A 23,970-nucleotide genomic window follows, 5' to 3' on the forward strand; every position below is an offset into this window, starting at 1 on the left:
GGGGGCGGATCAACGCGGCGTGCGGCGGGCCGCCTCTTCGTCCAGGGCGCGCGCGGCGGCCTGCGATTCGGCCGAGGCCTGCTGCGAGCGCGCGGCCTGCGCGTGCGCCACCGCGGCCTGCGCGTCGACCTGGGCCTCGTCGGCCAGCCTGCGGGCGCCGACGTAGTCCTTGGCCGTCTGGGCCGCGCGCGCCGCGGTGAGCTTGCCGATGGCCAGCTGGAGTTGCGCGCCGGCAAGCTGCGCGGTGCCCGGCGTGTTGGCGCCCTGGACGGCCGCTTCGGCCACCGCCAGCTGGGCGACGGGATCCGGCGTGGTGGCGCAGGCGCCAAGCACCAGCGCAGCGAAGGTGATGAGCGTCAACGCGGCATGCCGCGTCAGCGAATGGGGGATGTTCATTGGGGGTGCCTCCAAGGGCAGTGAGTCCCCAGCATGGGGCGCGCGACACGGCGCGTCTGTCCGGCGCCGTACGTAGCGGCCCGAAGAGCCTGCAGGCCGAGGCCCGGCGCTGAGGCCTGGCGCTGAGGTCTGGCGCTGAGGCCACAGCCCCCGTGAGCGCCCGCCAGGACTTCAGTCGAAGCGCTTGACGTCGAGCGCCTGGCCGATCGACCAGATCACGGCGTGGCGCGCGCTCTCGTCGTCGGCCTTGCACACGCAGCCCGTCATCTCGAAGACCTTGGGGGCCATGTGGAAGGTGGCGATCCAGGTCAGGAAGCGGTCCCTCGCGATGACGTCGGCGCACACCTTGACGGATCGGCCCGTGTCTTCAAACGTGTGCTGGAAGTCGACCATCAGTGACTTGCTCATCGTCCGTTCCCCCGCAGCGCCTGGCTGACGCGAGGTCTGGGAGGCCCAGGTGCGCGTGCGGTCAGTGGCGGACATTGAAGCACGGATGCCTGGGCAGGCATTGCCATTCTTTTCTGCCCGGGACGGAGACGGAACCGCCTCCGGCGCCGCTTCCCGGCTCACGGGCAGGCAGAAGATCGCGGGGACATCCAGCGTGCGGCAGCCCACAGACCCCGCAGCGCCGCGACCTCAAGCTGCGGGGGTCCCCTCGATCCCATCGCCGGAGTCCCGCTCATGAACGCCCTGCTCATCCTGTCGGTCGCGCCCCTCGCCGTGCTGGGCGCCGTGCTCATCGCCTACGGCTCGTTCGGCTGGGGCATGTCGCTCTGGCTGGTCGCCATCTCGCTGAGCCAGGTGAGCTTCCTGGTCGACGTGTGGGCCGAATACAAACGCCAGGACGCCACCGCGCTGTCCCTGTACGCGGCCTTCATGACCTGCATCCGCCGCATCGCGTGAGGAGCGCGCCATGACACCGATGACACCGATGACACCGATGACCCCCATGAACGATGCGATCCTCGTGCCGATCGACGGCAGCCGGGCCGCCGACGCCAGCCTCGCCTACGCGCTCGGCCTGGCCGTCGCATTGAAGGCGCGTGTCGTGCTGCTGCACGTGATCGATGCGGAGCCGCTCTTCCTGCAGACCGCCGCCAACTTCAACGAGCATCGCCGCACGCTGCGCGCCTACGGGGAGGAACTGCTCGGGAAGGCGGCCGTGGCCGTCCAGGACTGCGGGCTGCAGGTGTCGTACTTCCTGCACGAGACCCTCGAGTCCCATGCCGCGGCAGTCATCGTCGCGCAAGCGGCGGCCCAGCATTGCGGCCTCATCGTGCTGGGCACGCATGGCCGTCGCCCGCTGAGCAGGCTGCCGCTGGGCCGGGACGCCGAGCTCGTGCTGCGCGACAGCGCCGTGCCGGTGCTGTTCGTCCGCTCGCCGGTCCCCGAGGACACCCGGGCTTCCCGACACGGCGACGCGTCGTCCGACCGGAGGTCCGTCACCGCCTGAGGCCGAGGCGGATGGAACTGGATCCGGTGGCATCGCCGTGAGTGGCGTAGCATCGCCACCGACTGAACGACAAGCCGCAGCACCCGATCGGGACAAGCGGCGCTCCCCCGGACCACTCCGGTCCGGCTCATCCCCTCTCGAAAGCGCCGATGTGACCCAGCAGGCCTACCCCATCGTGGGCATCGGCACCTCCGCTGGTGGTCTGGATGCCCTGAGCGAGCTGCTCTCCCTGCTGCCTGCGAACGCGGGCATGGCGCTGCTCGTCGTGCAACACCTCGACCGCTCGCATCCGAGCCTGCTGACGGAGATCCTCGCCCAGCGCACGCCGCTCGCCGTGGAGGAAGCGACGGATGGTCAGCTCGTCGAGGAGAACCACGTCTACGTCATCCCGCCCGACACCAGCATGTCGGTGGCGCACGGCCGCCTGGTGCTGCGACCCCGCGGCGAGACCCTCGGCCCGCCCATGCCGATCGACGACATGCTGGATTCGCTGGCCAAGGACCAGGGCAGCAAGGCCATCGGCGTCATCCTCTCCGGCAGCGGCACCGACGGCGCCATCGGCATGCAGGCGATCAAGGGCTGCGGCGGCATCGGCTTCGCGCAGGACGACGACTCGGCGCGGTACACGAGCATGCCGCGCGCCGCGGTGGAACTGGGCGGCGTCGACCGCACGCTCCCGCCCGCGCAGATCGCCGGCGCGCTGCTGCGGCTGGTGCGCAATCCCTTCCTCGACGTGCAGGCGCTCGATGCCGACGACCGCGGCGGCTCGCACGACGGCGCCCACATGGACCGCGTGTTCCGCCGGCTGCACGCCATCTGCCACATCGACTTCACCCACTACAAGCGCGGCACCGTCGAGCGGCGCCTGGGCCGTCGCCTGGCGCTCCACGGGCTCGAGCACCTGGCGGCCTACCTGCCGGTCCTCGAATCGGACCCCGAGGAGGCGCATGCGCTCTACCACGACCTGCTGATCCGCTACACCGAATTCTTCCGGGACCCCGAGTCCTTCGCCGCGCTGTCGGACACCGCGCTGCCCCGGCTGCTGAAGCATGTGGACCCCGCGCTGCCGCTGCGCATCTGGGTGCCCGGCTGCGCGACCGGCGAGGAGGTCTATTCCATCGCCATCTGCGTGCTGGAGCACCTGGCCGAACACGCGCCGCACCGGCAGGTGCAGCTCTTCGGCACCGACGTCAGCGAGGAGTCGCTCGCCATCGCGCGCAACGGCCGCTACATCGAGAACATCGCCCGCAACGTCACCGCCGAGCGCCTGGCCCGCTTCTTCATCCAGGACGGCGATCACTACCGCGTCTCCAAGACCCTGCGCGACTGCTGCACCTTCGCGCGCCAGAACGTCGCCTACGACCCGCCCTTCTCCCGCATCGACCTGATCAGCTGCCGCAACCTGCTGATCTACCTCGACCCGACGCTGCAGAAGCGCATCATGCCGGCCTTCCATTTCGCGCTGCAGCGCGAGGGCCTGCTGATGCTGGGCCTGTCGGAGACCGTCGGCGCCTACTCCGAACTCTTCAGCGCGCTGGAGGGCAAACGCACCCGGCTCTACCTGAAGAAGGCCGTGCCGCATCGCGTCCTGGCCGCGATGGGCCAGCCGGTGCGACCCGCGATGACGGCGGTGCCGAGCCCGCGCCGCAACGGCACGTCCCTGCCGCCGGACCGGGACACGCTGCGGCGGGAGATCGACCGGATCTCGATGGCGCGCTTCACGCCGCCGTGCGTGCTGTGCGACGACGACCTCAACGTGCTCGAATTCCGCGGCGAGACCGCCGCCTTCCTCGCCCTGCCGGCGGGGGCGCCGACGCAGCAGCTCCAGCGCCTGGCGCGGCCGGGCGTGTTCATCGCCGTCAGCGAGGCGCTGCGCCAGGCCCGCACCGAGGCCTCGCCCGTGCGCCGCACCGGACTGCGCGTCGAGACCGGCCCGGGCCAGTTGCGCGACGCCGCGATCGAGGTCGTGCCGCTGTACCCCGGCGAGACCGGGCCGCGCTGGTTCCTGGTGTTCTTCCTCCTGTCCGACACGCCCCTGCCGCTGCCCGACACCGTCGTCCGGACGGGGCTGACGCAGGCCGTCAAGGCGGCGGTGCTCGCGCGGCTGACGGGCGGTTCCGCGCGCCGCAACGATGCGGACCGCGACGAGATCCGGCGCCTGACCGACGAACTGCGCGCGACCCGCGAGCAGACCCGCGTGATGCTCGAGGAACACGATCGCGCCATGGAGTCGCTCAAGGCGCTGGAAGAGGAGACGCAGTCGAGCAACGAGGAGCTCCAGAGCACCAACGAGGAACTGGAGACCGCCAAGGAGGAGCTCCAGTCCCTGAACGAGGAGCTGTCCACGACCAACGACGAGCTGCGCTTCCGCAACCGCGAGCTCAAGGTCCTGCATGACGAGGTGACGCAGGGGCGCGACTTCGCCGACGCGATCATCGAGACGATGTCCCAGCCGCTGCTGGTGCTGACGACGGACCTGCGCGTCACGCGCGCCAACCAGGCCTTCTACGCCGTCTACGAGACCAGTCCGCGCGAGACCCTCCAGCATGTGCTGTACGAACTGGGCGACGGTCAATGGAACATCCCCGCGCTGCGCGAGCTGCTCGAGACCCTGGTCCCGCGGCACACGCGGGTGCGCGACTACGAGCTCACCGCGGCCTTTCCCCACATCGGGACGCGCACGGTCAAGCTCAACGCGGCCCGCGTGGCCTGGCCGGACCGCACCCTGATCCTGCTGACGATCGACGACGTCACGACCAAGCACCGCGCCTTCGACCGGCTGACGCAGGCGGACCGGCAGAAGGACGAGTTCCTCGCGATGCTGGCGCATGAGCTGCGCAACCCGATGGCCGCGATGACCAACGCGATGCACCTGTGGCGGCATGAAGGCGCCGACGACGCGACGCGGCACAAGGCGGTCGCGACGATCGAGCGGCAGTTGCGCAACCAGGTCCGCATGGTGGACGACCTGCTGGATGTCTCGCGCATCAGCCGCGGCATGGTGTCGCTGCACATGGAGCGCCTGGACCTGTCGCAGATCGTGCGGCAGGCCCATGACGCGCTGCGCCAGCCCATCGAGGCGCGTCGCCATGAACTCACCGTGACCCTGCCTCCCGAGCCGGTCTTCGTCGACGGCGACGCGGTGCGGCTGGAGCAGATCGTGGCCAACCTGATCGGCAACTCGATCAAGTACACCCCGGCCGGCGGCGTCATCCACGTGTCGCTGCAACGCGGCGACCAGGAAGCCGTGCTGACCGTGACCGACAACGGCATCGGCATGACCGAGGCGTTCCAGGCCGAGCTCTTCACCGTGTTCGTCCAGGCCGACCGCTCGGCGGGCCAGAACATGGGCGGACTGGGCATCGGACTGGCGGTCGTGCGCCGGCTCGTCGAGCTGCACGGCGGCCAGGTGAGCGCCTTCAGCGCGGGCCTGACCCAGGGCAGCCGCTTCGTCGTGAGACTGCCGTACCGCGAGGCGGCGGCGAGCTTGCCCGATGCGCGACCGCAGCCGCCGGCCGAGCCCGTCGCGAAGTCGCCGCGCCGGGTGCTGGTGGTCGACGACAACGCCGACGCGAGCCAGAGCACGGCGGCCTTGCTGACGCTCGCCGGGCACGACGTGCAGATCGCGGACGACGGACCGTCCGCGCTGGCGCAGATGCGGGACTTCCATCCGGACGCCGTGGTGCTCGACATCGGCCTGCCGGGCATGAACGGCTACGAGGTCTGCCGCCAGTTGCGCGAGATGCCCGGCCACGAGGACACGCTGGTGATCGCGGTCAGCGGCTACGGCCAGCTGGACGACGTCGATCGGGGCCGGGAGGCCGGCGTCACGCATTACCTCACCAAGCCCGCGGATCCCGACGAGATCGCGCATCTGCTGGGACCGGGGACGCTCGCCCGGCGCTCTTGAGCGGCCCGACGGAGGGCGTCGCGTCCCCCTCCGCCCTTCTGGCCGGGCGGCGGTGGAAAGCGCACCGGCCAGCTTCGCTTCCGGACCGGATTACCGATGCCATCGGGGGTTCTCGGTCATCGCGACCGACGCCGCCGGGCATCCATCTTGCGAAGGACGCGCGATGAGCCCCTTGAAGAAGACGCAATGACCTTGTACCGCTCCGAGCACGGCGCCTGGCAGCAGGCGGACGTGGACCTCCTGCAGGACCTGCTGACGCTACGTGACAGCCAGTACGGCATCGTGTTCCTCGACGCCGCGGGCACCATCAACGGGTGGACCGAAGGCGCGCATGCGGTCACCCGCTTTGCGGCCGACGAGATCATCGGACAGGATTTCTCCATCCTCTTCATTCCGGAAGACATCGCGCGCGGGCAGCACGTCCACGAGCTGAATGCCTCGCGGACGCTCGGTGCCGCGGAGGACGAGCGCTGGCACATGCGCAAGGACGGATCGCGTTTCTGGGCCAGTGGACTGACGATGCCGCTGTATGACGGCGAGACCTTGCGCGGCTACGCGAAGCTGTTCCGCGACGCGACCCATCTGCAGCTGAGGACCCTGCGATTGGAGAACGAGGCGCAGCGTCTCGCGGGGGAGCGACGGGCGCAGGACCTCTTCCTTGCCACCATCGCGCATGAACTGCGCAATCCGCTGCATCCGATGCGCCTGGCGACGCGGCTGCTGTCGCCGCCCGCGGAACCGTCACGACAGGCGCAGGCCGTCGAGATCCTGGTCCGCCAACTCGCGCTCATGGACCGGCTGGTCGAGGACCTGATCGACATGACGCGCGCCGGCCAGGGCAAGATGACGCTGGTCTACGAGCGCGTGGACCTGCAGCGGCTGCTTCAGGACACGATCGACGCCAGCCGGGCCATTGCCGAGTCCGGCGGCGTCGCCCTGATCGGCCTGCTGCCGCCGATGCCGGTCGTCGTGGAAGTGGATCCGGGCCGCTTCCAGCAGGTCGTGATGAACCTGCTGAACAACGCCATCAAGTTCACGCCGCGAGACGGTCAGGTGTCGGTGCTGCTGAACGTGGATCAGTCGCACCTCGTGCTGAAGGTGCAGGACACCGGGCGCGGCATCGGGCCGGAACTGCAGCCGCGCATCTTCGACATGTTCACGCAGGCCGACGGCGCGACGACGCATCGCGGCGACGGACTGGGCATCGGACTGGCGCTAGTCAAGGAGATCGTGTCGCTGCACCACGGCACCGTGGAGGCGAAGAGCGAGGGCGTCGGCCAGGGCAGCGAGTTCCTCGTGCGGATGCCGCTGGAGAAGCCGACCACCTTCGACGTGTCGGAGCATCCCGTCGCGGCGCCGCCCTCGTGACGGGATGCGGAGAGGGAGCCAGAAGGCCGGTGCACTGCCACGGCCGCTGGCCCTCACCCCTGCCCTCTCCCGCAAGCGGGAGAGGGAGCGACACGGTCATCTCAGTGCGTTCTCACTCCCCCTCCCGCAAGCGGGAGAGGGAGCGACACGGTCATCTCAGTGCGTTCTCACTCCCTCTCCCGCTTGCGGGAGAGGGTGGGGGTGAGGGCCAACGGCGCAGGCAGTCAGGAAGCCCTTCTCACATGGCCTCAAGGCGCACGCATCAGACCTTCGGCGGGTCGGATTCACGCTCGAAGTGGCGGTGCGTCGCCAGGCCTTCGATGAGCGCCTTGGCGCCGGCAGCCGCGGAGTCGCTGGTGAAGAGCCCCGGCGTCATGACGTCCGGCTCCAGGGCCGGTCCGAGACCCGCCGCACGCAGCAGCGAGACACCCGCGCCCAGCGCCAGGATCGGCTTGCAATGCCGGAACTGGTCGCGGATGAACTCGTAGACGTGGGCGTCCCGGCCGAGGGCGCGGATCGCTTCCTCGCCGTCCGGCACGACGAGCGCGTCGAACAGGAAGCCGGGTTCGTTCTCCAGCGACACGTCCGCTTCCACGGCAACGCCGTCGGCCGTCTGCACGGGCCCGATGCGCGGCGCCGCGAAGCGCGGCACGGCCCCTTTCGCGAACAGCGCGGCATGGACGTCGGTGACGCCCTGGCCGTTGACGCCGTCCGCGACGAGGATCACCACCTTGCGCCCCGCGATCGAGCCGTCGCCCGGACGCGCCATCAGCGACAGCGCCGGCGACACGCGCACTTCAGGTTCGGGCGCCTGCTCGATGGCCAGCGGCATCGCCGGCGGCAGCGGCATGTTCAGGCCGTCGGCAATCTTGGCCGCGAGTTCTTCCGACGCGTTCCGCAGCGAGGCCAGCATGCGCTCGCGGATCGCGGGCACCGTGACCTTGCTCAGCTCGAAGCGGAAGGCCGCCGCGATGTGGGCCTGCTCCGCCGGCGACTGGCTGTCGAAGAAGAGCCTGGCCTGGTTGTAATGCTCGGCGAAGAGCTCCGGCTTGGCGCGCACCTTGGCCTGCTCGTCCGATCCGCGCTGGCGCGCGGCGACGGACGTGAAGCCCTGCGCCGCACCCGCCTGGAACGGACAGCCGCCCGCGAGCGAGTTGGGCTCATAGGACACGCGGCCGCGCGGGATCGCCTGCCGATGGGCACCGTCGCGCTGGTTGTTGTGGACCTGCGCGACCGGCGCGTTGATCGGGATCTCGTGGAAGTTGGGCCCGCCCAGCCGCGTGATCTGCGTGTCCACGTAGGAGTGGATGCGCCCCGCCAGCAGCGGGTCGTTGCTGAAGTCGATGCCGGGAATGATGTGGGCCGTGCAGAACGCGACCTGCTCCGTCTCGGCGAAGAAGTTGTCGGGGTTGCGGTTCAGCACCATGCGACCGACCGGACGCACCGGCACCAGCTCCTCGGGGATGAGCTTGGTCGCGTCGAGGATGTCGAAGCTGAACTGGTCCGCCTGTTCCTCGGTGAAGACCTGCACGCCGAGCTCGTACTCCGGGAAGGCGCCCGCTTCGATGCGTTCCCACAGGTCGCGGCGATGGAAGTCCGGATCGGCGCCGGAGATCTTCACCGCCTCGTCCCAGACCAGCGAGTGCGTGCCGGCCTTGGGCGTCCAGTGGAACTTGACGAAGACGCTGTCGCCGGCCTCGTTGACCAGGCGGAAGGTGTGCACGCCGAAGCCCTGCATCGTGGCGTAGGAACGCGGGATGCCGCGGTCGCTCATCACCCACATCAGCATGTGCGTGGACTCCGGCATCAGCGACACGAAGTCCCAGAAGGTGTCATGCGCGCTGGCGGCCTGCGGCATCTGGTGATGCGGCTCCGGCTTCACCGCGTGGACCAGGTCGGGGAACTTCATCGCGTCCTGGATGAAGAACACCGGGATGTTGTTGCCGACCAGGTCCCAGTTGCCTTCGTCGGTATAGAACTTGACGGCGAAGCCGCGCACGTCGCGCGCCGTGTCCTTGCTGCCGCGTTCGCCCTGCACCGTCGAGAAGCGGACGAAGACCGGCGTCTGCTTGCCGGCTGCCTTGAACGGCGCGGCCTTGGTGAGGTCGGTCAGCGCGTCGTAGCACTCGAAGAAGCCGTGGGCCGCGGAGCCGCGCGCATGCACGATGCGTTCGGGGATGCGCTCATGGTCGAAGTGGGTGATCTTCTCGCGGAGGATGAAGTCCTCCAGCAGCGCCGGGCCGCGCGGGCCGGCCTTCAGCGAGTTCTGGTTGTCGGCGATGCGCACGCCCTGGTTGGTCGTGAGCATCTGGCCGGACGAATCGACGCGCACGCGGTCGAGCGGCGCGATGGTGGCGTTGCGGCCTTCGGGCGCCTGCGTGCCGACCTTGTCGTTGGTCTGGCGTTCGGACAGCGTGCTGCCCAGCGGCACGCGCGACGGCGGCGTGGCGGTGGCGCCGGCCTGCGGGCGCACGCCCTGGTCGAAGCCGTGCTCGCCGGCCTTGTTGGCGTTGAACGGAAAGGCCGCGGCGAGCTGGCCGGTCTCGACGGCCTTCTGCAGCGCGACGTCGCCGCCGTCGTCGGACGGCGCGGTCGACGGACCGCTGTCGGTGTTGCGGGCGGCGGCCTTCGGGCCGGCATTGCCCGGGGCGTTGCTGGCCGCTCCCTTGCGGGAGGGAGCAGCGGGCGGAGTGGGTGATTTAGGCATGGTCGTCCTCTTGGTTCTGCGGAAAGCTCGACGGCATGCGGCAGAAACCGTTCCTGCCGAGCGCGTCGAGACCGGCAGCGCCGGTCGGTGTCATGCCTGTGGGCGACAGGCTCACGAGGCGGCTTCTTCCTCGAACTCGACGAGGAGCTCCGCCTTGCGGGCGCTCAACTCGTCGCCGAGCGCGTCGAGGTCGAGGTCGGACTGCTGCACCTTCGGGAACAGCTCCTTCTCTTCTTCCTTGACGTGGTGGGCGATGTACTCGCCGAGCACCTTGACCTTGGCGTCGTAGAGCTCGTCGGAGGCGGCGCCTTCGGCGATCTGCGCGATCAGTTCCTTGGCGCTGGCGTGTTCGACCTCGGCCTCGTCCAGCAGGTCGTCGCCGTCATCGTCCTCGAGCGCGTCGCGCGCGGCGGGATAGAAGATCTCTTCCTCGATGGTCGCGTGGATGGTCAGCTTGGCGCAGATGTCGTGGGCGAGCTGCTCGCGCAGATCGTCCTCGCCATCGTCGTCGACCAGCTTCTGGTAGGCCTTGAACAGCGCCTGCACTTCCTTGTGGTCATCGGTCAGCAGCTTGATCGCGTCGACGGCGCCGTCGGCCTCGCGGGCCGCGGCCTTGGGTTTGTCGGAACCCTGGGTCGATGTCTTGGCCGAAGACGCCGATGACTTGGCGGGGGCGGTCTTTGCGGAGGTCTTGCTGGCGGTCTTGGTGGTGCTTGCGGGCATGGAAATTCCTTGGCTGGGAAGCCCGTCGGGCTTGCCTGGCGTGGGTGGTTGGGGAGTTGGGCGATGAGGCGCGGGCCTCTGAGCGTCCGGAGCGTCCGGTGGCCTTCCCTACGCAAGATCGAGGCCGTTCCCCGTGTTCATCGTGTAAAGACGCGCGGTGCTTGGCGTCATGCGCCGCGGCGCCGACCCATGCCTGTGCAACGACTCTGCGAAACATCGCGAGGTCCGCGCGCAATCGGTAATCGACACCGATACCTGGAAACCGCAGAGAGAACTTCCCGGACCGGCGCGCGCCGGATGGGCCGCGCTCATAGGCAAACGCGCCGGGCACGCCGGCGCGGACGGGCGGGGGCCCGGTATGCCTAGTCCGGGCATGCGGGCCACATCCGGTCCTCTCAACCTTCAGGAATCGCAATGAACAGCACCACTTCCCAAGACCGTCTGGTCACCGGCCTCTTCCCCGATCGCGCCAGCGCGGAGTCCGCGTACGGCTCGGTGAGCGAGCGCGGCTACGACCCGAAGGACATCGACCTGGTCATGTCCGACGACACCCGCCAGCGCCACTTCAGCGACAAGAGCGTGGAGACCGAGCTCGGCAACAAGGCCGCTGAAGGCGCGGGCATCGGCGGCGCCATCGGCGGCACGGTGGGCGCGATCGCCGCCGCGGTCGCCGCGGTCGGGACCAGCCTGGTGCTGCCGGGCCTGGGCCTGGTGATCGCGGGTCCGCTCGCGGCGGCTGCCGCGGGCGCGGGCGCCGGCGCGGCGGGCGGCGGCCTGATCGGCGCGCTGATCGGCTGGAGCATGCCGGAGGAACGCGTCAAGCAATACGAGGAAGGCGTGCGCAACGGCGGCATCCTGATGGGCCTGCGCGCGAAGAACGACGAGGACGCGGAGCACTTCCAGCGCAGCTGGACGGCCGCCAACGGCCAGCACGTGGCGCGGTGATGCGTCGCGCCCGTCTCGCCTTCCCTGCCGTGTCCGCGCTCTCTGCGGCCTCCGCCGGGTTCGTCCGCCGTCCCTGCGTCAAGAAAGAACCATGATGAACCCCGACTTTCAACGAATGATGTCGCGCGCCGCGCTGCAGACGCGCGGCGGTGACCTGCTGGGGGCCACGCGTTCCATCCAGGACGCGCTGGCCGGCACGGTCGAGGCGGCGGCCGAGGCCGAGGCACCGACGCGGGACGACGACGTCATCGATGTCGACGCCCGCGTGATCGAGGATCACCCCATCGGCATCGGCGCCACCGAGAGCCTGCGGTCGCGGTCCACGACACGTGAACATCACGAGCCGCCTCGCGAAGCCCGCGCGCCGGTGATGGACGAGGAGCGCTTCCTCGCCGCCACCTACGCGCGCGGCCGCACGTCCATCGACTACAAGCTCTACGTGCCGCCCGGCGATCCGTCGGTGCCGCGTCCCTTGCTGCTGATGCTGCATGGCTGCACGCAGAACCCCGACGACTTCGCCATCGGGACCCGCATGAACGAGGTCGCCAAGCGCAACGGGTGGCTGGTGCTCTATCCGGAGCAGTCCACCAAGCTCAACCCGCAAGGCTGCTGGAACTGGTTCAAGACCAGCCACCAGGAGCGCGGTCGCGGCGAGCCGGCGCTGCTCGCGGCGCTGACGCATCACGTCATGGCCCACCACCGCGTCGATGCGCGGCGCGTGCACGTGGCGGGCCTGTCCGCCGGCGGCGCGATGGCCGCCGTGCTCGGGCAGACGTATCCGGAGCTGTTCGCTTCGGTCGGCGTGCATTCGGGACTGCCCAGCGGCGCGGTCGCCAGTGCGCCCGAGGCGCTCGCGATGATGCGGACCGGCCAGGACACGCGCAGCGTCTCGCGCATGACCACCTCGCCGCCGGTGGCGATCCCGACCATCGTCTTCCACGGCACCCGGGACATGACGGTCCACCCGCTCAACGGCGAGCATGTCTACGCCGATGCGATCACGGGCCTCACGGGCACGGAGCGCGTCGAGCACGGCCGCGAAGGCGGACGGGCCTACACGCGCAAGACCACCGTGGCCACGGACGGACGCGCGCTCGCCGAGCTCTGGCTCATCGACGGCGCCGGCCATGCCTGGTCCGGCGGCGACCGGCGCGGCTCCCATGCCGACTGGCAAGGCCCGGACGCGGCCGGCCAGATGATCTGTTTCTTCTCCGCGCATCCGCGCACCGGCGACGCGTGATCGCGGCGGACCGTCGGCGTCGGGTCGTCCCCGCGCGCCCGGTCCCGCGGCGTCCGCCCGTTCGCCTGCCCTTCCCCCTCCCTTTCCCCTTCCCTTTCCTCCCCCCACTTTCTGGAGCGCCACCATGGCCAACATCTCAAACCTGTCCGACCTGTACATCGACGAACTGAAAGACCTCTGGTCCGCCAACGACCAGATGGCACGCGCCCTCAAGACGATCACGCAGCGCGCCACGAACGAGAAGCTGACGCAGATGCTCGAGGACGCGCAGGCCGGCATCGCCGACCACACCGACCTCCTGAAGGCGCTGATCGCCAATCAGGGCGAGGACGTGTCGAAGGAGCACTGCAAGGGCATGGAGGGCCTGGTGAAGGAGGCGCTCAAGCACACCGTGGAGGACGCGCCGGAACAAGGCCCGGTGCTGGACGCCGCGATCATTGCGCAGTACCAGCGCATGACGCATTACGGCATCACCGGCTTCGGCACGGTGGCGGCGTTCGCGAACGCGCTGCAGCTGGATGACGACAGCCGCCAGTTGAAGGATGCCGTCGACGACATGTACGACGCGGACGAGCTGATGTCGGAACTCGCCGAAGCGGCCGTGAACCGCGAAGCCGCCGAGGAGTGACGCGTCGCGCGACGGCGGCGCTCAGCGCCTGCCGTCGTGCCAGTCCGTCAGCGTGCGGGTCGTCAGCCCGTGCAGCAGGATCGACAAGGCCACCGTCCACAGCGTCACGCTGACCAGCGTCGTCCCGACCTCATCGGGGACGCCGGGGAGGCCGTGGTCGAGCACGAACAGCAGGTAGTACACCGAGCCCACGCCGCGGATGCCGAACCAGCCCAGCATCAGGTGCTCCCGGCGCGTGAGGCGCTCGCCCACCGTGGCCACGAGCGCGGACGCCGGGCGCAGCACCAGCAGGCCCAGCAGGGCCATGCCCAGCACCGACGGCGACAGCGGCGCGTAGGGCAGCATCGCACCCACCATCAGCACGAGCCCCATCTCCGCGACCTCCTCGACCTGATCGTTGAAGCGGCCGACGGAGTCCTTCATCGTCGCGCTCGCATGGTGCGAGTGCGTCTCCAGCGATTCATGCGGATGCCCCGCGACGTCCTCGGGACGGCCCAGCGGGGCCTCGCGCGGCGCGGGCTGCTCCGAGACCCGCCCGAAGGCGATGCCCGCGGCCAGCACGGCCAGGAAGCCCGACGCATCGATCGAGAGCGCCGCGCCGTAGGCGACGCCGATCAGGCCGAGGCCGAGGAAGGCGTCGAACCCGACGGCCTGCTGATAGCGGCTGCGCAGGAACACCACGCACCAGCCGACGGCCGCGCCCAGCGCCGCGCCGAGCACCGCGCCGGTCACCGGGGTCCAGAGCAGGTCCACGGCCGTCCAGTGCAACCAGTCGACGCCGGTCGTCGATCCGCTTGCCAGCAGCGCGAGACCGAGCAGCACGAAGGGCAGCGCGGCGCCATCGTTGAGTCCGCCTTCCGCGGCGAGGCTGAAGCCGATGCGCTCCGGGTCCTCGCCCGCATCGGTATGCACGCCGGACGCCAGCACGGGATCGGTGGGCGCCAGGATCGCGCCCAGCAGCACCGCGGCGCCCAGCGGCAGATCCAGCAGCGTGACGCCGACGAGGGCGGTCAGTCCCACCATGGCGGCCAGCGAGAGGAAGGCCAGGCGCAGCGGCAGGCGCCATCGACGATCGAGCAAGGGGACGCCCAGCCGCAGCCCGACGGCGAACAGCGAAATCATCAGCCCAAGCTCCGCCAGGCGCATGAGCAGGCCGACGTGTTCGAAGGGATCGGGCCGGAGGATGTCCAGCACCTGCGGGCCGAGCCCCCAACCGACGCCCAGATAGAGGATGGCGCTGGTGAGCTGCATGCGGCCGAGCAGCGCCCCGACCAGGACCATGCCGAGCAGCAGCACGCCCAGGACCAGCATCCACGCGGGGAAGCTCACTCGACGGCCTCCCGTTGCGGACCGCCGGCGCTCAGGCGGCGAGCGATGGCTCGATCCAGTACCGGTCGCGGCCGTGACCGCGATGCAGCTGGGATTCGTACTCGCGGTCGATCGAGGCGATGTCCTGGAACGGCGGGCTGGCGCGGATGGCGGCGCGATCGACGGACAGGCGGAGCTGTTTCGCCTCGATGTCGATCGCCTCGATCCAGCGCACGCCGATCAGCACGCGATGGCCGCCCGGCCACCACGCGGCGGTGTCGACCAGCAGATAGCGCAGGGTCCAGTCCACGTCGTCGTAGACCAGGTCCACCACGCGGCCGATGCCGAGGCCGCCCGAGGACAATTCGCAGTCCAGCAGCGCGGTCTCGATCAGGAGCGGGACGTCCGCCGCCGGCGGCACCGGCTGCCCGTAGTGCAGCAGCGCGCTGCGCGCCTGCTGCACCGAGATGCCCTGCAGCGGATGCAGCGTCGGGCTGGTCCTGACCGTGCGCCGGCTGACGTCCATGTGCATGCTGCCGCGCGCGATCGGCTGCAGCAGCAGGGACGGCAGGATCAGCACCCAGCGGCCGAACAGCCAGGGGCTGGACTCCAGCACCAGGAAATGGATGCGCCAGTCCACCGTGTCGAACAGCGCCAGGCGCACATGCCCGATGTCGCCGTCGTTGCCGGTCACCTTGCAGCGCTGGAGCAGGCTCAGGCTGTTCAACCGGCCGCGGCAGGACGCGCTCATCTACCGCCGGCCGACGCGCGACGGCGCCACCGGGGGGGTCACGGGACCGGGCGACTCGGGCGACGGCGTGGGCGGCCGCGCCTGCTTGGGCTTCTTCGCTTCCTTGTTGCCGTGTTGACGTTTGGACATGGGTGCTCCTGGTCGGATGAGGGATTGAGCCTGGAGCCTGCGCCGATCCGCTCGCCGGGTCGGTGCGCCACCGTACCCATCCGGCGGGTCGGCCGCGGGCGCCCTCGCCGGCTGGGGCTCCGAACCCGCGCCCTATACTCGATCAACGGCCTTTCGCCGCAAGGATGCGCTGATGGTGAGCATGGAGTTGGCGCGCGAGAACCGGCTCCTCGCCGCGCTGTCGGATGAAGAGCTGTCCCGGTGGCTGCCGGACCTGGAAGTGGTGGACGCCCCCCTGGGCCAGGTGCTCTACGAATCGGGCGGGCAGTTGTCGCATGTCTACTTCCCCACGACCTGCATCGTGTCCCTGCTCTACGTGCTCGAGGACGGCGGCTCGGCCGAGATCTCCGTCGTGGGCTACGAGGGCGTGCTGGGGGTGTCGCTCTTCATGGGCGGCCAGACCACGCCCAGCCGCGGGGTGGTGCAGAGCGCCGGCCAGCTGCTGCGGCTGCGGTCCGATCTGATGCTGTCGGAGTTCAACCGGGCCGGCAAGGTGATGCAGCTGCTGCTGCGCTACACGCAGGCGCTGCTGACGCAGATGTCGCAGACGGCGGTGTGCAACCGCCATCACTCGCTGGACCAGCAGCTCTGCCGCTGGCTGCTGCTGAGCCTGGACCGGCTCCGCGGCGACGACCTCGTCATGACCCAGGAGCTGATCGCCAACATGCTGGGCGTGCGGCGCGAAGGCGTGACGGAGGCGGCGGGCAACCTGCAGGACGCGGGCCTCATCCGCTATCGACGCGGCCACATCACGGTGCTCGACCGTCCGGGACTGGAGCTGCGCACCTGCGAGTGCTACGCGGTCGTCAAGAACGAATACAACCGGCTGCTGCAGGCGCCGCTCGTCCGGGGGATCTGAGCGAATCCGGGAGCGAATCCAGGAGCGAATCCGGGGGATGTTCGCCGCCGCACAGACTCGACAGCGAATGGGACTCATGGTGTGGCGTCTTCGCTTCAGGAACCTCGATGTCCTTGCTCCAGGAATCCGTCTCGCCTCGCGTCTTCGGCGTGGAGCCGGGCCACGCGCCCTGCGCCTCCCTCGACGATCCCGACGAGATGGCCCGGCGCCTCGTGGCCGCGCTGCCATCGGCCTTTCTCACCCGCCCGGGCGCCTGGCGGCCCTTTGTCGCGGAACTGCTGGCGGTGGATCCGGCGGACACGCCCATGGTGACGCTGGGCGATGGCCGGCAGCAATGGTTGCTGGATCAGGGCGCCGCGGTACTGTCGCAGCACTGGACGCGCTACGAGCAGGGCCTGAAGCCCGGCGCGCTGGGCGTGCAGGTCGCGGAGCAGAAGCGCAGCGACATCCTGGCGCTCGTCGCGCATGAGCTGCGGGATCCGCTGGCGGCGATCGGCTCCGCCCTGAAGGTGCTTCACCTCCGGGCCAATGCCCAGGACGCCGTGGAACGCGCCATCATCGAGCGGCAGTTGGTCACCTGCCTGCGCGTCGTGGACGATCTGCTGGATCAATCGCTGGTGTCTCGCAACACCTTGACGGTCCGCCGCGTACCGACCTCGGTCCGCGGCTTCCTGTCGACGGCGCTGGAGGCCACCGCGCCCGGACGCGAGACGAAGCGGCACCGGCTGATGGCCTTCCTCCCGGAGGTGTCCGTGCAGGTGCGCGGGGACAGCACGCGCCTGTCGCAGGTCGTCGGCAATCTGCTCTCGAACGCCACGCGGTACACGCCCGAGGACGGCTGCATCGACCTGTGGACGGAGCAGGACGCCGGCCAGTGCGTGGTGCATGTGAAGGACAACGGCCAAGGCATCGGCGCGGAGCACATCGCACGCATCTTCGAACCGTATGTGCAGGGCCATCGGCCGCCCGGCACGGTGTATCGCGGACTGGGCCTCGGACTGGCTCTGGCACGTGCGATCGTGGAGCTGCACGACGGCTCGCTGAAGGTGTTCAGCGCGGGCGCGGGCCGGGGCAGCGAGTTCTGCCTCACGCTGCCGATCTGGGAGCCACCGCCTGAACGGTGATGGCGACTCGGTCGGGACAGGGGCTGGCTCGTCCGATCCACTTCCGAAGCACCAAGCTCGAAGCTCGAAGCTCGAAGCTCGAAGCTCGAAGCACCAAACAAAACGCCCGCAGGACTTGCGTCTTGCGGGCGTTCTTTATTCGGTGGGGTGGCTGATGGGACTCGAACCCACGACGACCAGAATCACAATCTGGGACTCTACCAACTGAGCTACAGCCACCACTGGAGAAGCCTTAGATTATGGCCAAATTTCTCCTCTGTGGGAAGCACTTTCTGCGATTCTTCTGCAAATAGCTTGAATCGCGCGAGTGCCGCCCTTTTTCCTTCGGCGCCGCGCGCTCAGTTCGCCGGCGCCGAGGCGGCCGTCGCCTTCAGCACCGCAGGCTTGATCGCCGCCTTGTACTCGGCCTTGAGCACGTTGTAGTAGCTGGCCATCTCGACCGCGCTCCAGGCACGCGCGTACTGCTCCGCCGCCCGCTTCGCGTCGATCAGCGCCGGATCGCGCGGCAGGATCTTGTCGATCTTCACGACGAGGTAGTCGCCGTTGCCCGCATCCGCGCCGACGTAGGCCGGCAGCTTGGACGCATCCGCGCGCAAGACCTGGTCCAGCGCCTTCTGCGGCAGCACGCCCGGCTTGGCGCGCGACACGGTCACCGCGTCGCCCAGACCCTTGGCATCGCCGCTCTTCTTGAGCTCGGCCAGTCGGACCTCGCCGGCCTTCTTCGCGGCTTGCGCGGCGTTGTCCTGCACCCAGGCCATCGTCAGCAGCGGCTTGACCTCCGCCAGCGGCGGCACGCGCGCGGGCTTGTAGGCGACGACGCGCGCCGACACCAGCTGGTTGCCGCCCGCCTCGATGGCGGCCGTGTTGTGCTTGTCCTTCAGCGAGTCCGCGGCGAACACCGCCTCCAGCAGCTTCGGCGAAGCCAGGACACCGGTCGCGTCCGGCGCGGCCTTGCGTTGCACGGTCGCCTTCTGGATCGGCAGCTTGAACTTGTCGGCCGCCGGCTTCAGCGAATCCGCATCGCTGTACACCGCGTCGGTGAAGCTGTCCGCCTGCTCGGTGAAGCGCTTCTGCGCCAGCTCGCGGCGCAGGTCGGCTTCGATGCCGGCCTTGACCGTCTCGAACGGACGCAGCTGACCGCCGCGCACGTCCGTCAGCATGATGATGTGATAACCGAAGTCGGACTGGACCACGTTGCTGATCTCGCCCTTCTTCAGCGCGTAGACCGCGTCCTCGAAAGGCTTGACCATCGCGCCCTTGCCGAAGAAGTCCAGGTCGCCGCCGTTCGGGGCCGAGCCCGGATCCTCGGAGTTCTTCTTCGCGAGTTCGGCGAAGCCGGCCGGGTTCTTGCGCGCCTCGGCCAGCAGCTCATCGGCCTTGGCCTTCGCCTTGGCCTTGTCCGCCGCCGACATGTCGGCGCCGGCCTTGATCAGGATGTGGCTCGCGCGGCGCTCCTGGTCGGTCGTGAAGCGCGGCTCGTTGGCCTTGTAGTACTTCTCCACGTCTTCCGGATTGATCGTCACGCCGGCCTGCAGCGCGCCGACGTCCAGCACGACGTACTCGATGTCCGCGCTTTCCGGCAGCTGGAACTTCGCGGCGACCTTCGGGTCCTTGTAGTAGGCCTCGAGGTCCGCGTCCTTGGGCGTCAGCGTCGCGGCGAAGTCCTTCGCGGCGAAGGTCTGGAACTGCAGTTCACGCTGCTGCAGCAACGCGTCGAAGGCCAGGCCGGCGCTCGACTGCGTGGGCAGCGCGCTCTGCGCGATCGGGGCCAGCACGCCGTTGATCTGCAGGTTCTGGCGGACGCTCTGCAACAGGCCGTCGACCGTCATGCCCTGCTGCGCGGCGATGCGCTTGGCCGTTTCCACGTCGCGCAGCGGCGCGAGCTGCGGATCCGTGCGGATCAGCTCGAGCAGCTGGTCGTTGCTGACGGTGCGATGCTCGTCGGCGGCCTTGGCGGCCAGCACGCGTTCGCGCAGCAGGTTCTCGAGCACGTCCTTGCGCACTTCCGGCGAGTCGAAGACCTTGGGGTCCATCGTCGGCGACTCCATGCGCATGCGCTCGACCTGCGTCTTCTGCGCCTGATCCCACTCGGCTTGCGTGATCTTGTGGCCGTCCACGGAGGCCACCGTCGCGTTGCCGCCGTCCATGAAGCGGCTGTAGCCCTCCACGCCGACCAGCACGAAGGACGGAACGATCAGGATCAGCAGGATGAACTGGAACAGCCGCGTGTGCTTGCGTACAAAGTCGAACATCAACAACCTCAGGTCTCTTTTAGGACGCGTCTCAAAGGCACGTCATCAGATGCGACAAAGGCGAACCGGGGTTCGCCTTTGGGCCGCGGCATTCTAGTCCACGGATGACGTGGACACGCCTCGGTTTTCTGGTGGGCGCTGACGGGCTCGAACCGCCGACAATCTCCGTGTAAGGGAGGTGCTCTACCAACTGAGCTAAGCGCCCGGAATCTGTTCAGTTCACGGCGTCCTTGAGGGCCTTGCCCGGACGGAACTTCGGCACCTTGGCCGACTTGATCTTGATCGCCTCGTTCGTGCGCGGATTGCGGCCGGTGCGCGCCGCTCTCTTCGTGACGCTGAAGGTGCCGAAGCCCACCAGCGACACGGTCCCGTTCTTCTTGAGCGTGGTCTTCACACCGCCGATCACGGCCTCCAGTGCGCGCCCCGCGGCCGCCTTGGAAATGTCCGCCTGCTTGGCGATGTGCTCGATCAATTCGGACTTGTTCACGAAGGTACCCCCTCATTGGTTTGCCAGGCCGCCCGAACGGCGCGGGAAGCGGATTCTAGACGCATTGCCCTCGGGCTCAGACAAGGGGGAAGTCCCGATACAAGGGGGTGCGACCGACCATCGCCCGACCATCGCCAAGCTGGCCCAGGGGACAGCGCCCCGCTTGAAACGCCGCATTCGAATGCACTCGTCACACGCTGTTTCATCGCTCCCCGCGAACGGGGGATGGTCCGCAGGACCTCGGCCATCACGGACCAGGACCGACCGGGACTCATGAGATGCGTGGGGACGGCGCGGCCGATGATGAGCCGCGGGCTCAGCGCGCCTTGGCCCGGATCTCGGGCAACGCCTTCTGCAGGTAGTAGACCATCGACCAGATGGTCAGCACCGCGGCCAGGTAGATCAGCCAGGTGCCCCAGATCCGCGTGTTGATCACGTCGAACAGCTTGCCGTCGAACAGCAGGAAGGGGATGGCCACCATCTGGACCGTCGTCTTGAGCTTGCCCAGCACATGCACCGCCACCGAGCGAGAGGCGCCGATCTGCGCCATCCACTCGCGCAGCGCGGAGATCGCGATCTCCCGCCCGACGATGACCAGCGCCACCAGCGCGTCCACGCGCTGCTGCTCCAGCAGCACCAGCAAGGCGGCGCAGACCAGGAACTTGTCGGCCACCGGATCGAGGAAGGCGCCGAAGGACGAGGTCTGGTTGAGCCTGCGCGCCAGGTAGCCGTCCGCCCAGTCCGTCAGCGCCACCGTGATGAACAGGACCGTGGCCAGCAGGTTTTGATGGGCGGGCGACATCTGCAGGTGGAACACCCCGACGATCAGCGGGATGGCCACGATGCGGGCCCAGGTCAGCAGGGTTGGCAGCGTCCAGAACATGGGCGGCATTGTGCCCAGGTTTCACGGCGCGAAACCGTCGGCCGCTTCTTAATCGTCGAGCCTCAATCGTCCAGCGTTCGCGGCTTGAAGCGCCGGTCGTCGTCGAAGAGGAAGACCTCGACGAACTTCCAGGGCTTGGGCAGCCGGCTCACGTCGCCGAACGGCGCGGCGCGGCGCACCGCCGCGATGGCGACCTCGATCGTGTCCTCGGCCTGGGTCGGCTTGCGCAGCACGCGGATGTGCTTGATGGAGCCGTCGTGGTTGAGTTCGACCTCCAGCACGGGGATGGCGAGCAACTCCGGCGGCACCTCGCCCATGTAGGTACCGTCCGGGTTGGCGGCGACCATGCGCTGCGCGGCCTGGCGGCGCAGGTCCTCATGCGTGCTGACCGCATGCGGCGCCGGCAGCGGCAGGCCGCGGCGCACGGCCGGCGAGGTCGGCACCGGCCCGGCGGGCGCGATGGGGGTCGCGGCCGGTTCGCGCGGCGCGTCCTGCACCGGAGGACGCACCGTCTGACGCTGCGTCGGCGAGCCGCATGCGGCCAGCGACAGCGCAAGCACCAGCTTGCCGCTCCAGCGTGCGACGCGTCGCAGGCTCCTCGTGTTCGTCCGATCGATCGTGGTCATGTCTGTTCCCAACAAGCCGCGCGCCGTTCAATGCAGCGCGCGATAGATTTCTTCCGCCAGCTCGCGCGAGATGCCCTTGACGCTGCAGAGCTCCTCGACGCTCGCGCCAGCCACGCCACGCACGCCGCCGAAACGCTGCAGCAGCTGCGCGCGCTTCTTCGGCCCGACGCCGGGCACATCCTCCAGGCGCGAACCGCCGGTGCGGATCGACGCGCGCTTGGCCCGCATACCGGTGATGGCGAAGCGGTGGGCCTCGTCGCGGATCTGGGCCACGAGCATCAGCGCCGCCGAATCACGACCGAGGTAGACCTTCTCGCGTCCGTCGGCGAAGACGAGCTCCTCGAGGCCCACCTTGCGCCCCTCGCCCTTCTCAACGCCGACGATGAGGCTCAGGTCGACACCGAGTTCCTCGAAGACCTCGCGCGCCATCGACACCTGCCCCTTGCCGCCGTCCACCAGCACCAGATCGGGCATGCGGCCGGTGCCATTCTGGGCGGCCTCGGCCATCTTGCTGTAACGGCGTGTCAGGACCTGGCGCATCGCCGCGTAGTCGTCGCCGCCGGTGATGCCTTCGATGTTGAAGCGCCGGTACTGGGCGCTCTGCATCTGGTGGCCCTCGAAGACGACGCACGAGGCCTGCGTCGCCTCGCCGGCCGTGTGGCTGATGTCGAAGCACTCGATGCGGAACTTGTCGAGCTCGGTGACGCTGAGGTCCAGCGCCTCGATCAGCGCGCGCGTGCGCGCCTGCTGCGAACCCTCTTCCGACAGCAGCCGCGCCAGCGCGATCTCCGCGCCCTTGACGCACATCTCCTGCCAGATGCGGCGCTGGCCGCGCGGCTGGGCCTGCGTCGTGACGCGGTAGCCGGCCTGCGCGCTGAGCGCCTCGGCCAGCGCCGGATCGACCGCCTCCGACAGCACCAGCAGCGACGGCACCGCCATCTCGAGGTAGTGCTGCGCGATGAAGGCTTCCAGCACCAGCCGCTCGGGGCTCGCGGGCTCGACGCGGATGCCGCCGTCCTCGCCTTCGACCGGCGTCAGTTCGTCGTCGTCCAGCAATTGGACGGCGGTCGCGTCGTCCACGTGTTTCGGGAAATACGCGCGGTCGCCCAGATGCCGCCCGCCGCGCACCATCGCCAGGTTCACGCAGGCCCGGCCGCCCTGCAGCTTCACCGCGAGGATGTCGACGTCGCGATCGCGGCCGGTCGCGCTGTTCTCGTCGACGGCCTGCTGCTGCAGGACCTTCGACAACGCGGTGATCTGGTTGCGGATGCCCGCCGCCTGCTCGTACTCGAAGCGCTCGGCGTGCGTCATCATCTGCGCCTGCAGCGCGTCCATCACCTCCTGCGTCTCGCCGAGCAGGAAGCGCTCCGCGTTGCTGACGTTGCGGCGGTAGTCGTCGTTCTGCCCTTCGGGCACGCAGGGCGCGGTGCAGCGATGGATCTGATGCAGCAGGCAGGGCCGGCTGCGGTTGTTGAAGACGGTGTCCTCGCAGGTGCGCAGCTGGAAGACCTTCTGGATCAGCTGGATCGACTCCTTCACCGCCCAGGCGCTGGGGAACGGGCCGAAGTAGCGGTGGCGCCGGTCCACCGCGCCGCGGTAGTAGCTGATGCGCGGCCAGGCGTGGCCGGACAGACGCATGTAGGGGTAGCTCTTGTCGTCGCGGAACAGGATGTTGAACCGCGGATTGAGCGCCTTGATCAGGTTGTTCTCGAGCAGCAGCGCCTCGGCCTCGGTGCGCACCACCGTGGTCTCCAGCCGCGCGATGCGCGCGATCATCATGCCGATGCGCGTGCCGCCGTGGTCCTTCTGGAAATAGCTCGAGACGCGGCGCTTGAGGTTCTTCGCCTTGCCGACGTAGAGCACGTGGTCCTGCGCGTCGAAGTAGCGGTAGACGCCAGGCAGCGCCGGCAGCGCCAGCACCTCGGCCAGCAGGCGGTCGCGCCCTTCGCGCGCGGCGCGCTCCATGTCGGCGACGCGGCGCGACTCGGCGGCCTCGATGGCCGCGGACTGGGCGTTCCACTCGTCGGCATGCGAGGCGGCAGGCGCAGCGGCCGCGGGGGAAGGATCGGGGATCGGCTCCGGCACTTCGCTGGCGCCGGCGGGGGTCGTGCTCATGGGGGGCGATTGTGCCGCCTGATAATT

At 69.2% G+C, this 23,970-nt stretch carries 22 protein-coding genes and 2 tRNA genes; 9 read left to right on the forward strand and 15 right to left on the reverse strand.

Features of this window, described 5'->3' with window-relative positions; genetic code table 11:
* Window positions 1-9 precede the first annotated feature (9 nt).
* Entirely contained in the window at window positions 10-396 is a 387-nt protein-coding gene (locus ACQ4L4_RS09990; RefSeq protein WP_431104088.1) for a DUF4398 domain-containing protein, read from the reverse strand.
* Between the two features lie 171 nt (window positions 397-567).
* On the reverse strand, window positions 568-804 hold the full coding sequence (locus ACQ4L4_RS09995; RefSeq protein WP_421034102.1) for a hypothetical protein: 237 nt from the start codon (window positions 802-804) through the stop codon (window positions 568-570).
* 273 nt (window positions 805-1,077) lie between these two features.
* Here ACQ4L4_RS09995 and ACQ4L4_RS10000 point away from each other — a divergent pair, with 273 nt between their 5' ends.
* From ACQ4L4_RS10000 to ACQ4L4_RS10015, 4 genes are all read left to right on the forward strand, one after another.
* The gene (locus tag ACQ4L4_RS10000) at window positions 1,078-1,299 is read left to right on the forward strand and encodes a hypothetical protein (RefSeq protein WP_431104089.1); all 222 of its coding nucleotides are present in this window, start codon (window positions 1,078-1,080) and stop codon (window positions 1,297-1,299) included.
* A 46-nt stretch (window positions 1,300-1,345) separates the two neighbouring features.
* Window positions 1,346-1,849, forward strand: coding sequence for a universal stress protein (locus tag ACQ4L4_RS10005; protein ID WP_431104090.1), 504 nt, complete (start codon window positions 1,346-1,348; stop codon window positions 1,847-1,849).
* Between the two features lie 151 nt (window positions 1,850-2,000).
* Window positions 2,001-5,759, forward strand: a complete 3,759-nt coding sequence (locus tag ACQ4L4_RS10010; RefSeq protein WP_431104091.1) for a chemotaxis protein CheB — start codon at window positions 2,001-2,003, stop codon at window positions 5,757-5,759.
* Window positions 5,760-5,945: 186 nt separating this feature from the next.
* Window positions 5,946-7,127 (forward strand): ATP-binding protein, encoded by a 1,182-nt coding sequence (locus ACQ4L4_RS10015; RefSeq protein WP_431104092.1) that lies wholly within the window; start codon window positions 5,946-5,948, stop codon window positions 7,125-7,127.
* A 262-nt stretch (window positions 7,128-7,389) separates the two neighbouring features.
* On the opposite strand, the gene ACQ4L4_RS10020 is transcribed toward ACQ4L4_RS10015, so the two are convergent.
* The 3 genes from ACQ4L4_RS10020 to ACQ4L4_RS10030 are packed head-to-tail and all read right to left on the reverse strand — an operon-like array spanning window position 7,390 to window position 10,557.
* Window positions 7,390-9,834 (reverse strand): catalase, encoded by a 2,445-nt coding sequence (locus ACQ4L4_RS10020; RefSeq protein WP_431104093.1) that lies wholly within the window; start codon window positions 9,832-9,834, stop codon window positions 7,390-7,392.
* Window positions 9,827-9,949 carry a hypothetical protein gene (locus ACQ4L4_RS10025; RefSeq protein WP_431104094.1) on the reverse strand — a complete coding sequence of 41 codons (123 nt, stop codon included), beginning with the start codon at window positions 9,947-9,949 and terminating at the stop codon, window positions 9,827-9,829. Before ACQ4L4_RS10025 ends, ACQ4L4_RS10020 begins: the two co-directional genes overlap by 8 nt.
* Complete coding sequence (locus tag ACQ4L4_RS10030) at window positions 9,946-10,557, reverse strand: hemerythrin domain-containing protein (RefSeq protein ID WP_431104095.1); 612 nt, start codon at window positions 10,555-10,557, stop codon at window positions 9,946-9,948. Before ACQ4L4_RS10030 ends, ACQ4L4_RS10025 begins: the two co-directional genes overlap by 4 nt.
* Window positions 10,558-10,971: 414 nt before the next feature.
* On the opposite strand from ACQ4L4_RS10030, the gene ACQ4L4_RS10035 reads away from it, so the two are divergent.
* From ACQ4L4_RS10035 to ACQ4L4_RS10045, 3 genes are all read left to right on the forward strand, one after another.
* The gene (locus tag ACQ4L4_RS10035; protein WP_431104096.1) at window positions 10,972-11,502 is read left to right on the forward strand and encodes a hypothetical protein; all 531 of its coding nucleotides are present in this window, start codon (window positions 10,972-10,974) and stop codon (window positions 11,500-11,502) included.
* 94 nt (window positions 11,503-11,596) lie between these two features.
* Complete coding sequence (locus ACQ4L4_RS10040) at window positions 11,597-12,742, forward strand: extracellular catalytic domain type 1 short-chain-length polyhydroxyalkanoate depolymerase (RefSeq protein ID WP_431104097.1); 1,146 nt, start codon at window positions 11,597-11,599, stop codon at window positions 12,740-12,742.
* 124 nt (window positions 12,743-12,866) lie between these two features.
* Complete coding sequence (locus ACQ4L4_RS10045) at window positions 12,867-13,370, forward strand: ferritin-like domain-containing protein (RefSeq protein WP_431104098.1); 504 nt, start codon at window positions 12,867-12,869, stop codon at window positions 13,368-13,370.
* A gap of 21 nt (window positions 13,371-13,391) precedes the next feature.
* Here ACQ4L4_RS10045 and ACQ4L4_RS10050 read toward each other — a convergent pair whose 3' ends face one another.
* Genes ACQ4L4_RS10050 through ACQ4L4_RS10060 form a run of 3 tightly spaced genes read right to left on the reverse strand, consistent with a single transcriptional unit; the run spans window position 13,392 to window position 15,558 of the window.
* Window positions 13,392-14,699 carry a cation:proton antiporter gene (locus ACQ4L4_RS10050; RefSeq protein ID WP_431104099.1) on the reverse strand — a complete coding sequence of 436 codons (1,308 nt, stop codon included), beginning with the start codon at window positions 14,697-14,699 and terminating at the stop codon, window positions 13,392-13,394.
* Window positions 14,700-14,730: 31 nt separating this feature from the next.
* The gene (locus ACQ4L4_RS10055) at window positions 14,731-15,429 is read right to left on the reverse strand and encodes a hypothetical protein (RefSeq protein WP_431104100.1); all 699 of its coding nucleotides are present in this window, start codon (window positions 15,427-15,429) and stop codon (window positions 14,731-14,733) included.
* On the reverse strand, window positions 15,430-15,558 hold the full coding sequence (locus ACQ4L4_RS10060) for a hypothetical protein (RefSeq protein ID WP_431104101.1): 129 nt from the start codon (window positions 15,556-15,558) through the stop codon (window positions 15,430-15,432).
* A 172-nt stretch (window positions 15,559-15,730) separates the two neighbouring features.
* On the opposite strand from ACQ4L4_RS10060, the gene ACQ4L4_RS10065 reads away from it, so the two are divergent.
* Both ACQ4L4_RS10065 and ACQ4L4_RS10070 read left to right on the forward strand, forming a co-directional pair.
* Complete coding sequence (locus ACQ4L4_RS10065; protein ID WP_431104102.1) at window positions 15,731-16,456, forward strand: Crp/Fnr family transcriptional regulator; 726 nt, start codon at window positions 15,731-15,733, stop codon at window positions 16,454-16,456.
* Between the two features lie 107 nt (window positions 16,457-16,563).
* Window positions 16,564-17,580, forward strand: a complete 1,017-nt coding sequence (locus ACQ4L4_RS10070) for a sensor histidine kinase (protein ID WP_431104103.1) — start codon at window positions 16,564-16,566, stop codon at window positions 17,578-17,580.
* Window positions 17,581-17,723: 143 nt separating this feature from the next.
* Here the strand turns inward: ACQ4L4_RS10070 and ACQ4L4_RS10075 are convergent.
* From ACQ4L4_RS10075 to uvrC, 7 genes are all read right to left on the reverse strand, one after another.
* Window positions 17,724-17,799, reverse strand: a tRNA-His gene (locus tag ACQ4L4_RS10075).
* A 119-nt stretch (window positions 17,800-17,918) separates the two neighbouring features.
* On the reverse strand, window positions 17,919-19,832 hold the full coding sequence (locus tag ACQ4L4_RS10080; RefSeq protein ID WP_431104104.1) for a peptidylprolyl isomerase: 1,914 nt from the start codon (window positions 19,830-19,832) through the stop codon (window positions 17,919-17,921).
* A 129-nt stretch (window positions 19,833-19,961) separates the two neighbouring features.
* Window positions 19,962-20,037 (reverse strand) — tRNA-Val (locus ACQ4L4_RS10085).
* 9 nt (window positions 20,038-20,046) lie between these two features.
* Window positions 20,047-20,319, reverse strand: coding sequence for an HU family DNA-binding protein (locus ACQ4L4_RS10090; protein WP_067270581.1), 273 nt, complete (start codon window positions 20,317-20,319; stop codon window positions 20,047-20,049).
* A gap of 316 nt (window positions 20,320-20,635) precedes the next feature.
* Complete coding sequence (pgsA, locus tag ACQ4L4_RS10095; RefSeq protein ID WP_377154260.1) at window positions 20,636-21,202, reverse strand: CDP-diacylglycerol--glycerol-3-phosphate 3-phosphatidyltransferase; 567 nt, start codon at window positions 21,200-21,202, stop codon at window positions 20,636-20,638.
* Between the two features lie 62 nt (window positions 21,203-21,264).
* Complete coding sequence (locus tag ACQ4L4_RS10100) at window positions 21,265-21,828, reverse strand: hypothetical protein (protein WP_431104105.1); 564 nt, start codon at window positions 21,826-21,828, stop codon at window positions 21,265-21,267.
* Between the two features lie 27 nt (window positions 21,829-21,855).
* A complete protein-coding gene (gene uvrC, locus ACQ4L4_RS10105) occupies window positions 21,856-23,793 on the reverse strand; it encodes an excinuclease ABC subunit UvrC (protein ID WP_431104907.1) in 1,938 nt (645 codons plus the stop codon).
* Window positions 23,794-23,970 lie beyond the last annotated feature (177 nt).

This window comes from Roseateles noduli (genome assembly GCF_050626985.1).
Taxonomy (GTDB): Bacteria; Pseudomonadota; Gammaproteobacteria; order Burkholderiales; family Burkholderiaceae_C; genus Roseateles; species Roseateles noduli_A.

What these genes read in the sequence shown, in the direction of transcription:
- ACQ4L4_RS09990 (WP_431104088.1), bottom strand. Translation starts at nt 396, where the DNA reads ATGAACATCCCCCATTCGCTGACGCGGCATGCCGCGTTGACGCTCATC.
- ACQ4L4_RS09995 (WP_421034102.1), bottom strand. Translation starts at nt 804, where the DNA reads ATGAGCAAGTCACTGATGGTCGACTTCCAGCACACGTTTGAAGACACG.
- ACQ4L4_RS10000 (WP_431104089.1), top strand. Translation starts at nt 1,078, where the DNA reads ATGAACGCCCTGCTCATCCTGTCGGTCGCGCCCCTCGCCGTGCTGGGC.
- ACQ4L4_RS10005 (WP_431104090.1), top strand. Translation starts at nt 1,346, where the DNA reads ATGAACGATGCGATCCTCGTGCCGATCGACGGCAGCCGGGCCGCCGAC.
- ACQ4L4_RS10015 (WP_431104092.1), top strand. Translation starts at nt 5,946, where the DNA reads ATGACCTTGTACCGCTCCGAGCACGGCGCCTGGCAGCAGGCGGACGTG.
- ACQ4L4_RS10020 (WP_431104093.1), bottom strand. Translation starts at nt 9,834, where the DNA reads ATGCCTAAATCACCCACTCCGCCCGCTGCTCCCTCCCGCAAGGGAGCG.
- ACQ4L4_RS10030 (WP_431104095.1), bottom strand. Translation starts at nt 10,557, where the DNA reads ATGCCCGCAAGCACCACCAAGACCGCCAGCAAGACCTCCGCAAAGACC.
- ACQ4L4_RS10035 (WP_431104096.1), top strand. Translation starts at nt 10,972, where the DNA reads ATGAACAGCACCACTTCCCAAGACCGTCTGGTCACCGGCCTCTTCCCC.
- ACQ4L4_RS10040 (WP_431104097.1), top strand. Translation starts at nt 11,597, where the DNA reads ATGAACCCCGACTTTCAACGAATGATGTCGCGCGCCGCGCTGCAGACG.
- ACQ4L4_RS10045 (WP_431104098.1), top strand. Translation starts at nt 12,867, where the DNA reads ATGGCCAACATCTCAAACCTGTCCGACCTGTACATCGACGAACTGAAA.
- ACQ4L4_RS10055 (WP_431104100.1), bottom strand. Translation starts at nt 15,429, where the DNA reads ATGAGCGCGTCCTGCCGCGGCCGGTTGAACAGCCTGAGCCTGCTCCAG.
- ACQ4L4_RS10060 (WP_431104101.1), bottom strand. Translation starts at nt 15,558, where the DNA reads ATGTCCAAACGTCAACACGGCAACAAGGAAGCGAAGAAGCCCAAGCAG.
- ACQ4L4_RS10065 (WP_431104102.1), top strand. Translation starts at nt 15,731, where the DNA reads ATGGTGAGCATGGAGTTGGCGCGCGAGAACCGGCTCCTCGCCGCGCTG.
- ACQ4L4_RS10070 (WP_431104103.1), top strand. Translation starts at nt 16,564, where the DNA reads ATGTCCTTGCTCCAGGAATCCGTCTCGCCTCGCGTCTTCGGCGTGGAG.
- ACQ4L4_RS10080 (WP_431104104.1), bottom strand. Translation starts at nt 19,832, where the DNA reads ATGTTCGACTTTGTACGCAAGCACACGCGGCTGTTCCAGTTCATCCTG.
- pgsA (WP_377154260.1), bottom strand. Translation starts at nt 21,202, where the DNA reads ATGTTCTGGACGCTGCCAACCCTGCTGACCTGGGCCCGCATCGTGGCC.
- ACQ4L4_RS10100 (WP_431104105.1), bottom strand. Translation starts at nt 21,828, where the DNA reads ATGACCACGATCGATCGGACGAACACGAGGAGCCTGCGACGCGTCGCA.
- uvrC (WP_431104907.1), bottom strand. Translation starts at nt 23,793, where the DNA reads ATGGAGCGCGCCGCGCGCGAAGGGCGCGACCGCCTGCTGGCCGAGGTG.